The organism is Methanocaldococcus bathoardescens (assembly GCF_000739065.1).
Taxonomy (GTDB): domain Archaea; phylum AGJL01; class Methanococci; order Methanococcales; family Methanocaldococcaceae; genus Methanocaldococcus; species Methanocaldococcus bathoardescens.
This window is the reverse complement of sequence record NZ_CP009149.1, coordinates 1,389,859-1,407,564: the sequence shown is the minus strand read 5'-3', so window position 1 is coordinate 1,407,564 and position 17,706 is coordinate 1,389,859. Positions and strand designations below refer to the sequence as shown.

Annotated in this window: 17 protein-coding genes and 2 tRNA genes; 10 read left to right on the top strand and 9 right to left on the bottom strand. The window is 28.1% G+C overall.

Annotated elements, in window-relative coordinates; genetic code table 11:
• Positions 1-2 precede the first annotated feature (2 nt).
• The 7 genes from JH146_RS07460 to JH146_RS07430 form a co-directional block, all read right to left on the bottom strand.
• Positions 3-1,283: an McrC family protein gene (locus JH146_RS07460; RefSeq protein WP_048202379.1), complete on the bottom strand. Its 1,281-nt coding sequence runs from the start codon at positions 1,281-1,283 to the stop codon at positions 3-5.
• The gene (locus tag JH146_RS08500; protein WP_052352082.1) at positions 1,276-3,813 is read right to left on the bottom strand and encodes an AAA family ATPase; all 2,538 of its coding nucleotides are present in this window, start codon (positions 3,811-3,813) and stop codon (positions 1,276-1,278) included. The genes JH146_RS07460 and JH146_RS08500 overlap by 8 nt, the downstream gene beginning before the upstream one ends.
• Before the next feature lie 276 nt (positions 3,814-4,089).
• On the bottom strand, positions 4,090-7,599 hold the full coding sequence (gene smc, locus JH146_RS07450; RefSeq protein WP_048202378.1) for a chromosome segregation protein SMC: 3,510 nt from the start codon (positions 7,597-7,599) through the stop codon (positions 4,090-4,092).
• A gap of 48 nt (positions 7,600-7,647) precedes the next feature.
• Positions 7,648-8,496, bottom strand: a complete 849-nt coding sequence (locus JH146_RS08865; protein ID WP_236953659.1) for a DUF2507 domain-containing protein — start codon at positions 8,494-8,496, stop codon at positions 7,648-7,650.
• A gap of 143 nt (positions 8,497-8,639) precedes the next feature.
• Entirely contained in the window at positions 8,640-9,743 is a 1,104-nt protein-coding gene (locus tag JH146_RS07440) for an Nre family DNA repair protein (protein ID WP_048202377.1), read from the bottom strand.
• Positions 9,744-9,805: 62 nt separating this feature from the next.
• Positions 9,806-9,880: transfer RNA gene (locus JH146_RS07435), tRNA-Glu, on the bottom strand.
• A gap of 22 nt (positions 9,881-9,902) precedes the next feature.
• Positions 9,903-9,980: transfer RNA gene (locus tag JH146_RS07430), tRNA-Arg, on the bottom strand.
• A 250-nt stretch (positions 9,981-10,230) separates the two neighbouring features.
• Between JH146_RS07430 and modA the strand changes: the two genes are divergently transcribed.
• The 8 genes from modA (at position 10,231) to JH146_RS07390 (ending at position 14,574) form a co-directional block, all read left to right on the top strand.
• Positions 10,231-11,082 carry a molybdate ABC transporter substrate-binding protein gene (gene modA, locus JH146_RS07425; protein ID WP_048202376.1) on the top strand — a complete coding sequence of 284 codons (852 nt, stop codon included), beginning with the start codon at positions 10,231-10,233 and terminating at the stop codon, positions 11,080-11,082.
• 38 nt (positions 11,083-11,120) lie between these two features.
• The gene (locus JH146_RS07420; RefSeq protein ID WP_048202375.1) at positions 11,121-11,777 is read left to right on the top strand and encodes a 4Fe-4S binding protein; all 657 of its coding nucleotides are present in this window, start codon (positions 11,121-11,123) and stop codon (positions 11,775-11,777) included.
• Positions 11,770-12,627, top strand: a complete 858-nt coding sequence (locus JH146_RS07415; protein ID WP_048202374.1) for a permease — start codon at positions 11,770-11,772, stop codon at positions 12,625-12,627. Before JH146_RS07420 ends, JH146_RS07415 begins: the two co-directional genes overlap by 8 nt.
• A gap of 164 nt (positions 12,628-12,791) precedes the next feature.
• Positions 12,792-13,355 carry a DNA-directed RNA polymerase gene (gene rpoE, locus JH146_RS07410; RefSeq protein WP_048202373.1) on the top strand — a complete coding sequence of 188 codons (564 nt, stop codon included), beginning with the start codon at positions 12,792-12,794 and terminating at the stop codon, positions 13,353-13,355.
• 9 nt (positions 13,356-13,364) lie between these two features.
• Positions 13,365-13,544, top strand: a complete 180-nt coding sequence (spt4, locus tag JH146_RS07405) for a transcription elongation factor subunit Spt4 (RefSeq protein WP_048202372.1) — start codon at positions 13,365-13,367, stop codon at positions 13,542-13,544.
• 7 nt (positions 13,545-13,551) lie between these two features.
• Positions 13,552-14,031 (top strand): GTP-dependent dephospho-CoA kinase family protein, encoded by a 480-nt coding sequence (locus JH146_RS07400; RefSeq protein ID WP_048202669.1) that lies wholly within the window; start codon positions 13,552-13,554, stop codon positions 14,029-14,031.
• Between the two features lie 55 nt (positions 14,032-14,086).
• A complete protein-coding gene (locus JH146_RS07395) occupies positions 14,087-14,392 on the top strand; it encodes a 30S ribosomal protein S24e (RefSeq protein ID WP_048202668.1) in 306 nt (101 codons plus the stop codon).
• Positions 14,392-14,574 carry a 30S ribosomal protein S27ae gene (locus JH146_RS07390; RefSeq protein ID WP_048202371.1) on the top strand — a complete coding sequence of 61 codons (183 nt, stop codon included), beginning with the start codon at positions 14,392-14,394 and terminating at the stop codon, positions 14,572-14,574. Before JH146_RS07395 ends, JH146_RS07390 begins: the two co-directional genes overlap by 1 nt.
• 4 nt (positions 14,575-14,578) lie before the next feature.
• Here JH146_RS07390 and JH146_RS07385 read toward each other — a convergent pair whose 3' ends face one another.
• Positions 14,579-15,598: a site-2 protease family protein gene (locus JH146_RS07385; protein ID WP_048202370.1), complete on the bottom strand. Its 1,020-nt coding sequence runs from the start codon at positions 15,596-15,598 to the stop codon at positions 14,579-14,581.
• 202 nt (positions 15,599-15,800) lie between these two features.
• Here JH146_RS07385 and cbiT point away from each other — a divergent pair, with 202 nt between their 5' ends.
• Positions 15,801-16,343: a precorrin-6Y C5,15-methyltransferase (decarboxylating) subunit CbiT gene (gene cbiT / locus JH146_RS07380; RefSeq protein ID WP_048202369.1), complete on the top strand. Its 543-nt coding sequence runs from the start codon at positions 15,801-15,803 to the stop codon at positions 16,341-16,343.
• 6 nt (positions 16,344-16,349) lie between these two features.
• Positions 16,350-16,739 carry a hypothetical protein gene (locus JH146_RS07375; RefSeq protein ID WP_048202368.1) on the top strand — a complete coding sequence of 130 codons (390 nt, stop codon included), beginning with the start codon at positions 16,350-16,352 and terminating at the stop codon, positions 16,737-16,739.
• Here the strand turns inward: JH146_RS07375 and JH146_RS07370 are convergent, their stop codons facing one another.
• Positions 16,740-17,660: a tyrosine--tRNA ligase gene (locus JH146_RS07370; RefSeq protein WP_048202367.1), complete on the bottom strand. Its 921-nt coding sequence runs from the start codon at positions 17,658-17,660 to the stop codon at positions 16,740-16,742.
• Positions 17,661-17,706 lie beyond the last annotated feature (46 nt).

Below are 17,706 nucleotides of genomic sequence, written 5' to 3'. Positions count from 1 at the left end.
TTTTATCTCTCCAGATTGTTAATTATGGATTTTAAATCATCTTTAATTAAGTTTATATATTCAAATTTCGATTTTGAGTTATGTTTTAGATTTATCTGCTTTATGTATAAATTTTCATTATCAAATTTAAATCTTTTGTTAATTTCTTCTTCATATTTTGGATAAAGTAAAATTCCATTTTTACAGTTGTATTTCTTTAAATAGGCAAACATTTGGTATATATCTGGCTGAGAGATGTTATAATTCCTACTTCTGTTATTGATGAGTTTTTTATACTTTGTATCAATTATTAACACTGTTTTATCATTTTCTTTTATAACAACATCAGGTTTTAAAGCAAAAATTTCATTTCCGTTATCATCTTTCATTAGATAGCATCCTTTATACTGCAAATAAACATTAAGACTGGTCTTTCCAAAAATTTCATCTTTATATTTTCTTAAAATATTCCCAATGAATTTTTCAAACAGTATTTCCATATTGAAAATTAAAGAAAATGTTTCTAAATCTTTTGTAGTTAGATTAATTGAAGAATTTTTAATAAATAACTCTGCCATTTTTATATAAGGTTTAAATCTCTCATTCATTCTGTTAAAAGTTATTCTTTCAAAATCCTTTTGAATTATAATTTTATATTCAACATCTTCAAAAATAAAGCTCAAATCATTTAAGAGCTTTTTGTTTTTTGGATTTTTTGTTATATTTTTGAGAAGTTCGACAGTATATTTTAAAATTTGATTTATTGAATTGTTTTCTGAGAATTCGTTGTGGGTGCAATATAACTTATGCTTTTTTATTAGGTTATGCTTTATCTGTTTGTTTATATTTAATTTTCCTTTTAAATAGCTTAAATTTTCTTCTCTTTTATTGTAATCCCTATAAATTCCTCTCTCTATCTCTCCCAATAGATTCTTTGCAAAAAGATAAGTATATATTTCAAATAAATCATTATTTTTGGCTAAATTTGCTATATTTTCTTTTATTTTTAGATTATTTGTATATGAAAGTATATATAAAAGGTTTGTTAATGCTTCTTTCTGTTTGATATCTTCATTATCTTCATTTTTGTAAATTTTAGGAAGTATTTGGATTGACATATTTTTAATCTTTATTACTCCAACGTATTGTTTTGCTTTTATTGAGTTGTAGCCAATATTGAAGATTTTTAATTTGTCGTTTAATTTTATTAGTTTTTTAATTTCGTTTTTTGATAATCCATCCTTTTCCAAATCTTTAAATGTTTTCTTTTCATGTTCAAAAAATGTTATTAATGTTTTAGTCATTACTCTCCCTGTTATTGTTTTCATTGCTAATTGTAATGCTCTTTAATGCTTTTATAAATTCTTCATCATTCTCAAATTCCTTAATTTTGTATATTTTTTGTTCCTCACTGTCAATTAAATCAGAATTTATTTTAACATTAGTTTTTACTTCTTCAACAAAACTTCCTAAAATCTCTTTTAAACTTTCCCAGTCGTTGTAGACGTATTCCATCAATAAAGGAATAATTTCATTATACCAAACAAATTTTAGATCTTCTATATTTTTAACATTTAAGAAATATGAATGACCTATTCTGTGGTCTCTATCTTTTAAAAGAGTAATTTTATCATTTATTGTTTGTAGCAGTTCTTTTAAATTAATTCCTTCAATTTCTTTGTCTATTAAATCATAATTCGGCTCAATTTCTAAGAATCCAAACCTTCTCCTTAAGGCAATATCTAATAAAGCTATGCTTCTATCTGCTGTGTTCATTGTCCCTATTATGTATAAGTTTGGTGGAACTGCAAACAGCTCTTTCGAATATGGAAGTTCAACAATCATTTCATTTTCTTCTGTTAGTCGTTTATCTTTCTCTAAGAGAGTTATTAATTCCCCAAAAATGTTTGATATATTTCCTCTATTTATTTCATCAATTATTAAGATGAATTTTGGTGCATTTTGGAAATCTTCTTTTGTTAGTTCTTTGTTTTTGATTGCGTTTATTACTTTTTGTTTGATTTGTTCATAATCAATAATATTATTAATGTGATTAAATTTAACATCGTCTCTTATTTTTGTTAAATTTTGATATTCTGAAGAGTATTTGTTTAAATATTCAATTTCAATTTTCTTTAGCTCTTCAAGAATTGGATAAATATAAGAACCGTTTGATGTTTTAATATCTGATGGTTTGTTGATATTGTGTCGATTTATCCAAACATCTCTTAATATACCAATATTGATAGTAATTATTTTATTTTGACGATTTTTTTCTAATCTCTCTAAATATATTTTTCCACTACCGTATATTCCCCTTTCTAAATAATCTTTAATTTTAAAGGACATGCCTTTTACTGTGTTTAATAAAGTTCCAGGAGGATATTTTTCCTTAAAAATATCCATTAACGGGAAGAAGTGATTTTTTATAAAATACACAATAAATAAGTAATCTAACTTTTTATTAAATCTTTGTTCAAGTAAATTTTTAAACTCTGCAAATTTATCCAACACTTTTTTATATTCTTCCCAATCTCCCAAATTTATATCATCAATTTTCTTTTTTCTTCTATCTTTCATTGGAGGAACTACAATACCTTCGTATTTCTCCCAATCTATATCCTCAGAATATTCAAACTCAATATCTAAAAAGTTATGAGCAAAATCTACAACATTTTCATCAATTAATATAAATTTATCAGGAAATAATTTACATAAAAATTCAGTAGCTGGTTCAATAGACTCAAAATACTCTAAAAATGAAGAAAATAATTTCTTATCGTTATTTTCAATTAAAGCTAATCTTAGTAAATTGTTGATATGGTCTGCTTCTGAGTCATCAATCCACCAATCTAAATACCAAAGATTTAAACTCATTAAATATTCACTATCTAATTTTTCACCATTTTTAATTCTATTTAACATTTCATTAAACTCTTTTTTAGTATTTTCATATTCCTTAATTAGTTCCTTGCCTTTCTCTGTTTCTAAATAATCTTTAAATAAATTAATAAGAAAATTTAACTCATTATTTAACTCAAAATTATTGTTAATTTTGTTATCTCCATCAAATTTACTTGGATTAACTTTATTCTTCAAAGCTCCCCAAATAGCTAAAATACACATTTTCTTAAATATTCCATCTTCAACTTCATAAACAATCTCTTTATTTTTAGTTTTTGGTTTTAATCCTTCAATAAACTCTTCATAAGCAAAAGATTGATGAAAAGTAACTGTTTTATACATGGCAACATCATTTTGACTTTCAGCAAACTTTTTTGCTAAATACGTCTTTCCTACTCCAGGAACTCCATAAAGAATTATCTGCTTTTTATTTTCCAAAATTTTATCAATTTTTTCGATATTAATTAAATTTATTACATCAAAATCACACAAATACTTGCCTTTTTTATCTTTAGGTTTTGCAACAGTCCCACTATAAAATCCCTCTTTACCAGTAAAATTTGAATAAGTATCGTTTGAAATGTAACCAATTATTTCAATATCTCTTCTATGTTTTGGTCTTTCTTTATCGAATTTATAATCTCCAACAATCTTTGCTATCAAAATTTTATTATTTCTTAATGGAATTAAAACAATGTCTCCTTTTTTCATTTCTTTTACAAAACTCCAAATTTGTCCCACTTGATTATTTATTTGATTATCATTCTCGTTGGGATATGCTTTTATATAAATATTTCTCAATTCTTCTTTATTTTTAATATTTGATAAATCTTCGTCAATTTCATGCCAATCAATAGCAATAACTTTATTATTTAAAAATATTTCTTCAAATTCATAATTTTTACCTACTCTATTTATCCATACTACCATATTACCCACCATTTTCTTTAGAAAGACTATAAAGAATTTATCTACCTTTTTTTATACTAATATAAAATTAGCCTACTTCTCTAAGATTTCATCTATCTTATTAAATATCTCCCCCATAGCCCCCACCATAAAACTAAATCTTAAATTTATATTGATGAAAATACCTTATAAAAAATTTTGGTGAGATTATGAAGTCTCCAATAGAGAAAAAAATAAAAAATCCTAAGTATTTAGGGGATAATCCAAATAACATTCATTTTATTCTTTATAAGCAAATTACAGCCTAATCCCAACAACCTTACTTAACCCATTTTCCATATAAACACCATAAACAACATCTGCCTTACTAACCATCTGCTCTCTATGACTTATAACTATAAATTGGCTATCTTTTGAAGCGTTTTTAATCATATCTGCAATTAAAGATACATTTTTCACATCTAAAGCAGCATCAACTTCATCCAACACATAAAATGGTGAAGGATTTAGCCTTTGAATGGCAAACAAAAATGCTAAAGCTGTTAATGATTTTTCTCCCCCACTCATCGCATCTAAGCTCAACAACTTTTTACCTCTTGGGGATGCATCTATTAAAATCCCTCCTTCAAAAGGATTTTTTTCATTTTCTAAGCTTAATTTTCCTATTCCTCCAATCTCTCTATAAACCTCCTCAAAGTTCTTAGCTACCTTATTAAAAACTTCCATAAAGACCTCTTTCTTTTTATTTTCAAGCTCTTCCATCAACTGGAGATATTTTTTCTCATCTCTCTCATATTCTTTTCTTTTTTCTATCAGCTCTTTATATCTCTCAGCAACATAGTTATAATCTTCAATAGCTCTCATATTAACTGGTTCTAATTTTTTTATTTCATTTTCAAGCTCTCCTATATATATCTCAAGTTCTTCAATGTCTTTTTTCTCAAGCTCTTCACTTATATCTACTTTTTCACATAGGTAGAGTTTTCTATCCTCTTCTTCTAATTTACTTTCGTATTTTGCCTTTTCAACCATAAGTTCATTTATTTTATTTTCAATATCTCTAACTTTCTTTAATATTTCTCTTCTTTCTCTTTCTAAGCTTTCTATTTCTTTCTCAAGTTTTTCCTTTTTTGTGGTGAGTTCTTTTAAGTTTTTAGTTAGCTCTTCATATCTCTTCTTCTTTTCTTCTAATATATCCAAGTTTTTCTGAATGCTCTCTTTGTAGAATGAAATATTCTTTTCTAATATTGCTTTTTTATTTATCAGCTCAGAAACTTTCCTATTTAACTCTTCAATCTTTGGAATTAATATCTCTTTGACTAAAGTTAATCCTTTATCAATTTCATTTTTTAACTTAGCTTTTTCTTTCTCTAAAATTTTTAATTCATCTTCAATTTCATTCATCCTTTTTAAATTTTCATCGCTTTCATATTCTTTTAACTCGTTCATTATTTTTTCTCTTTTTTCAATCAACTCATTTATTTTATCCTCAATCTCATTAATTTTATCTAAAATTTCTTCTTTTTTAAGTTTTAGCTCTTCCATCTCATCTAAAATTTCCTTATTTTTTAGCTCCAATTCTTTTATCTTTATAGTGTTCTTTTCAGTAATCTCTCTTTTTCTCATCTCATTCTTTTTAATAATTTCCAAGGTATTCTCAATCTCCATTTTTTTGGCAGAACTCTTTTTTATTATCTCATTTAATCTTTCAATCTCTCCTTTAATATTTCTTAACTCATTTTCAATGGCTATAATTTCATCAGCTATTCTATTTAGCTTACTTAAATCAATATCAACCTTTATCTTTGCCTTACTTTTAAAAGTCCCTCCAATCATCACCCCACTCGGCTCTATAACATCCCCATCTAATGTTACAAACCTTACTTTTCTATATTTTTTAGCTAATTCTTTTGCTATATCTATGTTTTCAACAACTACCGTGTTTCCAAACACATATTCAAAAATCTTCCTATATTTTTCGTCAAACTCTACTACATCAATAGCTCTTCCAATAACACCATCTTCATAGATATAATCTGCCTCTCTACCTTCAATCCTATCCAATGGCAAAAATGTAGCTCTCCCCAACTTTCTTTCTTTTAAATACTTTATAGCTCTAACAGCATCATCCATTCGCTTAACAACTATATGATTCAATCTATTCCCAGCCGCTACTTCAATAGCAGTTTTATACTCAATCTTTGTCTTTCCTAAATTTCCAACAATATCAATAACTCCTGGCAAGTTGGCATTTAAGATTTCTTTAATAGCTCTATCTACAGATAGCTCTTCCATTTCTTTTAAAGCCTTAATTCTTGCGTTTTCCTTAACATATTCAGCATGCAGTTCATCCAATTTTGTTTGTAGTTCTTTCTTTTTTTCTTCAAGCTCTTTAATCCTTCTCTTTGAAAATTCAATTTCAACATTTAGGTTTTCAAGTTCTAAGTATAATGGTTTGGTATCTACATCCTCAATGGTTTCAAGCTCTTCCTTTAATTTTTTGATAATTTCATTATTTTTTTCAATTTCAAAATTCTTTCTACTTATTAAATTCTCTAAATCATTCAATTCTTTTTTTAATTTATAGAGTTCATTTTGATTTTTAGCTATTTCATTTGCTATTTCCATCTCAGCCTTTTTTAAATTTTTGATAATGCTTTCGCTTTCAGCAATTGCCTCTTTTAATCTCTCTTTCTCATAATTTAAATCCTTAATTTTTTCCTCAATTTCTTTAATCTTATTTTCCTTTTCAATAATCTTATCTCTATTCTCAATAATCTTCTTCTGTGTTTCATCAATTTCATTCTTTTTATTTTCAATTTCATTTTCAATTTTATTTAATTCATTTATTGAGCCGTCTAAAACTTTCTTATCATTTTCAATTTCTACCTCAAGCTCTTTAATTGATTTGTGAAGCTCTAATACCTCTTCATTTCCTTTTTCATTGAGTTCATTAACGATATTGTTTAATCTTAATTTTAAATTCTCTATCTCAGCATCTATTTCTCTAACTTTTCCTAAAAATTCATCTTTAAGGCTTTCTAAGTTTTTAATGTCATTTTGAAGATTTTCTAAGAGCATATTTAGATAATTAACTTTTTTTAATATTAAGGCATATTTTGCAGATTTTAACTCTTCATTTAATTTAATATACTTCTCTGCATCTTCTTTCTCTTTTTTAAGTTTTTTTAGATTATTTTCAACCTCATTTATTCTTATATCAATCATCTCAATTAACTCTCTTGCTTTTTTTAATTCCTCTTCAGCTTTTTTCTTTTTTTCATCAAACTCAGATATTCCACTAATCTCATCAATAATCTTCCTTCTCTCAATTGGTGAGATGTTGATAATTTTTAATAAATCTCCCTGTGAAATTACATTATCCCCCAAAAGTCCCAATCTTCTAAATAAATCAATAATTTCATGCTTAGCCATCTTTTTTCTCTTTTCTTTATCATTTTCCTTCCAGATTAAATAATAATCTGTCTCTCCACTACTCTTTATCCTTCTTAAAATCCCCACTCTCTCAGCATTAACATTAAATGCATTATTTTCATTTGAGAAATATAAACAGACCTCTGCAAAATCTGCCCTCTTTCCATTGTGATAGGTTATTAATCCACTAAACCTATTTGCCCTCAATTTTTTAGCAGATGTTTTTCCAAGTACAAATAAAATAGCATCAACTATATTGGACTTTCCACTTCCATTTGGCCCAACTATAGCAGTAAATCCCTTTGGAACATCTAATGACAATTTTTTAAATGATTTAAAGTTCTTAAGCTCTATCTTTTCCAAAGTAACCATTACAACCACCATCTATCTAAAAATGTAAATAACTGGCTCTACTTATTTTTATTTTTTTGGTTTGTTAATTAATTTAATCTCAAATTGACAGAATTCATTTCCTAATCCCCAGCAGTGTGTTTCAATAACATAAGATTTTTTGTTAAATGTATTTTCCATATAACCAGATAAAAATCCTGCTTCAAAATGACATAATGGTTTTCCAACATTCAGCATTCCAGCGCAACTTACACAATCATATATCCTTATTTTTATAGGGTTTTCACTAATCATTTGAATTTCTCCAAGTTTATATTTTTCGTAAAAATCACTCAATTCATCAAAATTATTAAATTTTAAATTTCTACATAGTTCTTTACCAAAATAATACATCAGTGTTTCATTATCCACACCAATATATTTTCTTAAATTTATAAATCTAAGAATCCTAAATATTGATATGTCTACATCCCTCCCAAACCTTTTTCTTCCTCCCATTGAGAGAATCTGCTTAATTGGGAATTCTAAGGTATTTTCAAATAACATATTACAATAATTCTTTATATCATCTGAAAAATCATCAATAATTTCTAAGATGTTATTTAAATTTGCTCTTAAATTTGACATAACTACCAAAATAACATCCCCTATATTAACTGCTATTATATTTTCATGTTTCCCTCTGATTATCACTTCATTTGGTGCAATATCATTGCTATTAGATAACATATTTTCTATAAACCCTTCTATAGTAGATAGCATATTCATAAAATCATCGTTAATATAATCGGGCATGTCCTTTGCGACAATTTCACCATCTTTTTTTATTATTGCCGAACCTATAATTCCAGGAAGTTTATTCAATTCTTTTAATATTTCTTTTAATTTATTTAATGCCATTTTATTTATATCACCCATAATTCCCCCTCAAACTCTTAATCATTCTGAAGTGTTTGTATTAAAATAATGTGTGCTAATTCGATTCACAAATAGCATATATGAACCTTTAAAAATATAAAGATAATTAAAGAAACCTAAATCGCAATAAGATTATTTTTAGCTTATATATATTCATCTAAAGTCCTCTGAGTGTCTAAATTCTTTATTTCATTCTGCCCTATTTTAGAAGGTTTTTTGTTTAACGCATCTCTAACTCCTTCCCTAATAACCCAAACTCCTAAAGGAATATCATAACTCCTCTCAACAATTCTTTTAACTATAACCTTTGCCTGCCTTTTCATTTTATTTAATTTTTCCAAAACAGCCAATCTTGCCGCGTAATAAGCTCCTCCTGTATTACTGGCATATCTCTTCCTCTCTTTAATTTCAGAATCAAAAATAGTTATATCTCTATTGCTTTTATTCCAAATACATCCTGCTTTATAAGTTTCTATTAATTTAAAGCTCCAAGGTTTTGGTAAGAAATAAATCTCAAACCTATTACCCAAATAATAATTTTCAAACTTCAATGGTTCATCTAAAACTTTATAATCCCTAATTTTTTTGATGTATTCTTTTCCTATGATATCATCAACTGCAGTTATAGCCCATCTTGTTGGAATCAGCTTTTTTTCTTTTCCCAAAATTCCACAAGAAAACAATCTTGAAGCATAAATTTCATCAAATTTTTTATAAATTTTTAAAACTCCTTCAATTGAATAATCATCAATTACCTTATCAACAATTTGCGGAATTTTTGGATTGTCATAATTTAATCTTTTTAGCTCACCAACTGGGCCAATAGGTGGAATGTCATTAAAAAATGGCAATACTATTTTTGGTTTATTATAAAATTCCACTTCAGAATTTACTGGCTTTATACTCATAGCTATTTCCTGTAATTTTTCAATTAGTGTATTGATTTTGTATGCATTTACTTTAATTCTTGGGGAAAATAGATTTAACCTAATTTTTAATATTTCTTCTTTTTTAAGACCATATAGATGTTCAACATCCTCAAACCCACCAATAAGTGGAGATATAAATACATTTGGATAATTAACTCTCCCAACTAAAAAAGATGTAGAATTCCCAAATACTTCAGTTTTAATCTCTGGCAGATATTTTAAAATTTCTTTAAATTTGGATTTATAAATATTATGTAAAAGAGGGCATGTCTGCTTTCCGCAATAACCTTTACCTTTGCATTTAATACATAGATGCATGTAATCCCTCAAAATAATCAATTAATCCAAATTAATAAATATAAACTTTTATAAGATAATGATGCTCCGGCCGGGATTTGAACCCGGGTCGCGGGCTCGAAAGGCCCGCATGATTGGCCGGACTACACCACCGGAGCAATCAATAAAAAATAGAAAAATTGGCGGACCCGAGGGGATTTGAACCCCCGACCCCCGGCTTAGAAGGCCGGTGCCCTATCCAGGCTAGGCTACGGGTCCTCTCCAACTCAACCTTTTTGGTTTGCAAGCACTTTCTACAATGAACTTTCTACTATATATACTTTTCGTTTCATGGTTTGTAACGAATTTTAATTAAAGGAGAAATTTAAAAATAGCCCCCTAATATTTTGGTTTCTAATATCCAAATTGTCATTAAAAATTCTAAATAACAAATTTTTTATATGAAAAATCAAAACTACTTTTGAAAATTTCGTAATTTAGTTATTAGAAAATCTAATATGGTGAAACTATGAGGAAGTTTTTTGCCTTAGTTGTGGGGATTGTTGTATCAACTTTACTTCTCAGTGGATGCACTTCTAACCAAGCAACTGAAGCTCAGAAAGAGATTCCAACTTTAGTAGTTTATAGCTGTGGAGGGCCAACTGAAGCTCTTCAAGAATTAAATGCTGTTTTTGAGAAAAAATACAACTGTAAAGTAGAATTTACAGGTGCAAGTTCAGGAACATTAAGAAAGGCAATAGAAAATGGTGCATACTGTGATGTATATATGCCAAGGGGGGTTAAACATGCAGAGAAATTATTAAATGAAGGTTTAATTGAGCCAGATTTCAAAATTTACCAATTTACTGAGTGGGTAATAATAACTCCAAAAGGTAATCCAAAGAACATTACCAAATTGGAAGATTTATTAAGGGATGATGTTGTTGTATATACAAACTCAAAAGCATCAATTCCAGAAAGTAGAGCATTAAAACCAAAAAAGGATATAATTGAGAAGATTTATGAGAAAAGTGCAAAGGATTTTGATTGCTACAGAAAGATGTTAAAAGCAGTAGTTGATGGAGAATGTGATGCTGCACTTGTTGAGAGAAGATGTGCATATTTAGATGGTGTAAAAGGAAATGTTGAAATTATTGAGATTCCAAGAGAATATTTAAACAAAGCAGATGGCTTATTCACAATTGGTGTTTTGAAAAACTCAAAGAACAAAGATTTAGCATACAAATACATGGAATTTGTCTTATCAGATGAAGGACAGAGCATTTTAGCAAAACATGGATTTATTCCAGTAAAATCTGAAAAAGGTCAAGAAATATTACATAAATATTACCCAGAATATATAGACCTTGCCCCTAAATAATTACTTTGCTTTTTAATTCTATTTTTGGGGTGATAATAATGAATTTTGAGAAATTTAAAAGAATTTTATCATTAATTGTTAAATATGGTGTTTTTATCGTTGCTATTCCAACATTGATTATTGTTATTTTAAGATGCCCCTATGTTATTCCATTTTTAGCATGTGATATGTGTCCTGTTGTTGATTGTCCTTCCAAGTATTATAGAAGAGAGTTTGTTATATTTGCCCTTGGGTATATTGCTTTGTTTAGGAAAGATTTTTGTGCCTGGGTTTGTCCTTATGGAACTTTAAACGACATTATTTACAAAATAAGAAGAAAATTTTCAAAGAATACATTAAAAATTCCATTAGAACTAAAATTGACTTTTAATTTTTTAAAGTATGTTGTGTTTGTTTTTGCCATAATCGCACTACTGAATGGAAACCCAAGATATTACATCCCAATCCACACAAGTAGTTTAATAGCATCAATAAAATTGGCTTTTTTAACTGCTGAAAACGCATATTATGCAAGATTGGCATTAATCATAATTGGATTGATTTTAGGTATTGCTATACCAAGGTTTTGGTGTAGGTTTTTGTGTCCTTATGGGACAACATTCCAATTAATAAAAAAAGCTTTCAGAAAAATAAAAAACACTTACAAAAATGAACATAAATGTGAAAAATGTTCAAAGTGTGGAAGTTATGATTAATATATCTGATATTTATCTTTCATTGGAACGCTCTCTAAACTTCTTTTTAAAAGCGTTTCCATACCTTATGTTTGGATTTATTTTATCTACTTATTTAAAAATAAAGTTAAAAGGGGATTTAAGAAAAAAGTTTGTTCATTTATTGGATAATTCAAAAAAATCCATAATTTTAGCATCAATTATTGGGGCTTTCTTACCTTTATGTTCTGCAAGTAGCATTCCAATAGCAAATGCGTTGAATTCAAGAGGGGTTAATTTAGGGATTAGCTTTGCGTTTGTTGTATCCGCATCAGCAATAAATCCAATTGGAATTTTGTTATCTCTCTCATTGTTAGGTTATAAAATAGCAGTTATACAAATTTTAGCATCTTTAATTTTGTCCATATTTGTGGGATTTGTTTTTTATAATAAAAGGGCGATATTTTTCGCATTCGAGAATAAAAAATCTAATGACAATTTTTTTGATGTATTTATTGAGCAATTTAAAAAACTGTTTCCTTCAATATTTTTAGGATTTTTGATTTCTGGATTTGTAATGACTTATGTTCCAAAGGAGACAATTTTATTAATCCTTTCTAACAATATAATCACATATTTTTATGTTTCAATAATAAGAATATTTATCTTTCTCTGCCCACATGCGATGATTCCGTTAATAAAAGTGGTTGCAATAGAAGGGATTCCAAAAGGGTTAATTATTTCATTTTTAATTTCTTCACAATCTATTGGATTGCCTTTATTGTTGGGGATGAAAAGAATATATGGAATAAAATTAACGCTAAGGTATTTATTTAGTGTTATTGTTGGAAGTGGAATAATTGGAATTGTCATAGATAAAATTGGGATATAATTTATTTAAATTCTTAAATTAGATGGTTAATTATAAATACAACTTTGTAACAAATTAGTTAATTACTCACAATTTGAATTATTTTGTTAATTTTTATTAAACATTTTATATCATCAATATCTCTTTTTTTATTAAATTTAACTGAACCGAGAGGTGAATATCCTATGTATAAAATTTTAGAGATTGCTGATGTTGTTAGAGTTCCGCCAGAAGAATTTGGAAAAGATTTGAAAGAAACTGTAAAAAAAATTCTCATGGAAAAATATGAAGGAAGATTAGATAAAGACGTTGGATTTATTTTATCCATCGTAGATGTAAAAGAAGTTGGAGAAGGTAAGGTAGTGCATGGTGATGGCTCTGCCTATCATCCAGTTGTATTTGAAACCCTCGTCTATATCCCAGAGATGTATGAACTTATTGAGGGAGAGGTTGTTGATGTCGTTGAATTTGGAAGCTTCGTAAGATTAGGACCTTTAGATGGATTAATCCACGTTTCACAAATTATGGATGACTATGTATCTTACGACCCTAAGAGGGAAGCAATTATTGGAAAAGAAACTGGAAAGGTTTTGGAAATTGGAGATTATGTTAGGGCAAGGATTGTTGCTATTAGTTTAAAAGCAGAGAGAAAGAGAGGTAGTAAGATAGCGTTAACCATGAGACAGCCATATTTAGGGAAATTAGAGTGGATTGAAGAAGAAAAAGCTAAAAAAGAACAGCAAGATTAAGGTGAGCTTATGAGGGCTTGTTTAAAATGCAAATATCTAACAGATGATGAAACATGTCCAATATGTCAATCCCCAACCAGTGAAAATTGGATTGGGCTTTTAATAGTTATAAATCCAGAAAAATCAGAGATAGCCAAAAAGGCAGGGATTGATATTAAAGGGAAGTATGCACTAAGTGTAAAGGAGTAGATTGGCTATGTTAAAGCTTACAGAAAAGTTGAGGGAAAAATTAAAAAAGCCCTTTGGAAAAGTATATAAAACACTACCAGATATAGATGGAGATATCGTAACTGTTGGAGATATTGTAACAAAAACTGTCATAGAAAATAATATAATTCCAAAACTTTCCATTTTTGATTTAAAAACTCAAAGAGATATTCCCGTTGAAATAAACCATACATTCAAAAAAATTATTAAGGTAAAAAATCCTCCTGGATGCATATCTGATGAAGCAATAGAAAGTATTAAATATCTATCTACAATAAATGATAAAGACATTGCTCTACTGGTTGATGGTGAGGAAGACCTCCTTACTTTAATTGTTATCAAATACTTTCCCATTGGAACTTACGTTCTATACGGTCAGCCAAATGAAGGAATCGTTGTACTAAAAATAGATGAAAAACTAAAACAAGAAATTGAAGAAATTCTAAAACAATTCAAAAAAATAGAATAACTCAAAAACCTTATATTGTTAAAAATCATCAAAAAAATGAGAGGGGATATAAATGATGGAAATAAAAATATTATCAGAAAGATACAACCCATTATTGAAGAGAAAAGAATACAGATTCATTGTAGACCACGATGGAGCAACACCAACCTTTAAAGATGTTAAGTTAAAGCTTGCAGCAATGTTAAATGCAAACAAGGATTTATTAATAGTTGAAAAAATCGTTGAAGAAGCTGGAATGCAGAGAGCAAGAGGTTATGCTAAATTATATGACAACGAAGAAATGATGAAATTAATTGAAAGAGAACACATCTTAAGAAAAAATAAAATAGAAGAAGAAACAGCTGCTGAGGAGGGAGAATAATGACAAAAGGTAAAAAAACAGCAAAATACAAATACTACAAAATTGAAGGAGATAAAGTTGTTAGATTGAAGAAGGTTTGCCCAAGATGTGGGCCTGGAGTTTTCATGGCTGAGCACTTAAACAGGTATGCATGTGGAAGATGCGGTTATATGGAATGGAAACAACCACAAAAGAATGAATAAATTTTTAACGTTCTAATTCCTCTTTTAATTCCAATATACTCATAGCCCTCAATATATCTGTTTTTGATATTATTCCCTTTAACTTTCCATCCTTTACAACAAACACTCTATCAGTATAAGCCATTTTTCTTAGAATATCATTTATGTCAGTATCTTCATCAACTACAACAGGTTTTTGCATGTAATCCCTAACAGTCCCTTCTTTTTTGTGTATGTTATTTATTCCAATACATCCAATCAACTTTCCATTTTCAACTACTGGATAACCGAAATATTTATGTTTAAGCATGAAGTCTAAAAACTCCTCAACACTCATATCTGGAGTTACATATACGGGATTTAATGTCATAATGTCCTTTGCCTTAATATTCTTAAATATTGTTTCAATTTCTACTATTTTACTTTCTTGTTCAGCCCCAAAGTAGACGAATAAACTCACTAAAATTAATATAATATTCATTGATAAGAGACCAAATATTAGCATGATTAAAGCTAAGCTCTTCCCAATATTTGCCGCTATCTTCGTTGATTTTAAATAGCCATACTTTTTTGATAAAACAGCTCTTAATATCCTTCCTCCATCCATAGGAAAGGCAGGAATTAAGTTAAAGCTCCCAAGCATTAAGTTTAGTAAGCTTAAAGTGTATAGTAAAGGATATCCATTTATATCTATATCAAAAAATTGAGATGTAACCAATAAAGTTATCCCAATTATAAAGCTAACTAAAGGTCCAGCTATACCTATCTTTAACTCTCCCTCTTTTGGAATTTTGTCCATCATTGCTACTCCACCAATTGGCAATAGCAAAATTTTCTCTATCTTTACTCCATATTTCTTAGCAACGTAACTATGCCCAAGCTCATGTAAAACAACAGATACAAATAATAAAATAAAGAGAACTGCCCAAAATATGCTGTTATTAATAATAGACAGCCCAATTATAACCACTAAAAATAAAATAAAAGTTATATGCAACTCTATTGGAATTCCCATAATTTTGAATAATCTTATTGAGTAATTCATACCCCTCCCCCTATTTTTATTTTAATTACATTTTTAATTCCTATTACTATATATTACTATTTCATAGCATATTTATAGTGTCTTTCAAAACTCATTGGAATAAATAAGGTATTTATAAACGCCTTTCCAAAGAAAGGCGTTCAAATCTTCCTTAATAAATTTTATCAATTTTGAAAGACACTATATTATTCGGTGAAAATCTATGATTCCAGATGAAGAATTTATAAGGAAAGAAAGCATCCCAATAACAAAAGAAGAAATTAGAGCTGTAAGCATTGGGAAATTAAATTTAGATAAGAATGATGTTGTTGTTGATATTGGTTGTGGAAGTGGAGGAATGACAGTTGAGATAGCCAAGAGATGCAAGTTTGTATATGCTATAGATTACTTAGATGATGCTATTGAGCTAACTAAACAAAATTTAGCCAAATTTAATATTAAAAACTGTCAAGTCATAAAAGGAAAAGCAGAAGATATTTTAGATGAATTAGAGTTTAATAAAGCTTTTATAGGTGGGACAAAAAATATTGAAAAGATAATTGAAATTTTGGATAAAAAGAAAATAAACCATATTGTTGCCAATACAATTGTTTTAGAGAATGCTGTTAAAATAATAAACGAATTGGAAAATAAGGGCTATAATGTTGAAGCGGTTAATGTTTTTATTTCTTATAGCAAAAAAATCTCTTCTGGACACATGTTTTTGGCAAAGAATCCAATAACCATAATAAAAGCTGTTAGGTAGATAAACATGGAAGAGAAAATAATTCTCTCAATTCAAAATCCAGAAAGTGTTTTAATTTCTTATGTTGATATTTATTTAGGGGATAAAAATGTTTCATTGGAAGTTTTATCTAAAGATACTGCTAAAATAAATCTACCATTTGACAAAGATGAAGGAGAGGGAGAAATTGTTGTTAAAATTAGATATAAAACTTTACCAAATCACAAAAATAAAGATAAAAAAGAGGTTAAAAAACAAGATTATAAAAATTTAAGCTCTAACTTTAATAAAATTACTAAAAAAACTAATGATAGAAAAAATAATGATATTATTGTAGCTGATTCTAAACCCATTTCATTAGAAGAGCTTAAAAAAGAAGAGAAAAAGAGAAAATTAAGTAATATAATAATTGTCTAATTATAATTTCTTCCTAATTGGTTCTAAAATCTTTATAAGCTCTTCAGCTACAGCATTTTTTAAATCCATTGGGTGAAGTTCTTTATTTTTAAATAAAGTCTCTAACTCTTCATAATTATTGACGGTTAAATCTCCACCAAATTTTTCTGGTCTGTTTATAGTTAAAGGATATTCAAGGAAATATTTGGCTATTTCCATTATTGGATTTCCTTCAATAACTCCAGCAGGGCAGTAAGCTTTCTTTATCTTAGCTCTAATCTCTTCTGGAGAGTCATCAACAGCTATAAAGTTTCCTTTTGAAGAACTCATCTTTCCTTCTCCATCTAAACCAGTTAATACTGGGTTGTGAATGCAAACAACTTTTTTTGGTAAAAGTTCTCTTGCTAACATGTGTATTTTTCTTTGCTCCATCCCCCCAACTGCAACATCAACATCTAAGTAATAAATATCATTAACCTGCATTATTGGATATATAACTTCAGCAACCTTTGGATTTTCATCCTCCCTTGCTATAAGTTCCATACTCCTTCTTGCTCTCTTTAAGGTAGTTTTTAAAGCTAATTTATAGACGTTTAAAGTATAATCCTTATCAAGCTGAAACTCACTACCATAAACATATTTTGCCTTTAATCCCATCGCTTCAAAAACTCTTTTATTGTATTCACCAATCTCTCTAATCTCATCCAACTCTCCTTTCTGGTTTAAATATGCATGTAAATCAGCTAACAATATGATAATATCAAATCCTGCATTTTGCAAATCAATCATCTTTTTAATTTGTAAATAATGTCCTAAATGGATTTTACCACTTGGTTCAAAACCTATGTAAGCAGATTTTTCATCTTTCTTTAAAACCTCTTTTAATTCTTCCTCACTAACTATTTCAGATGTGTTTCTCTTTATAATCTCAAATTCATTCATTAGGTATCACCACAACATTTTTGTTCATGCAAAAGTTTATTATATA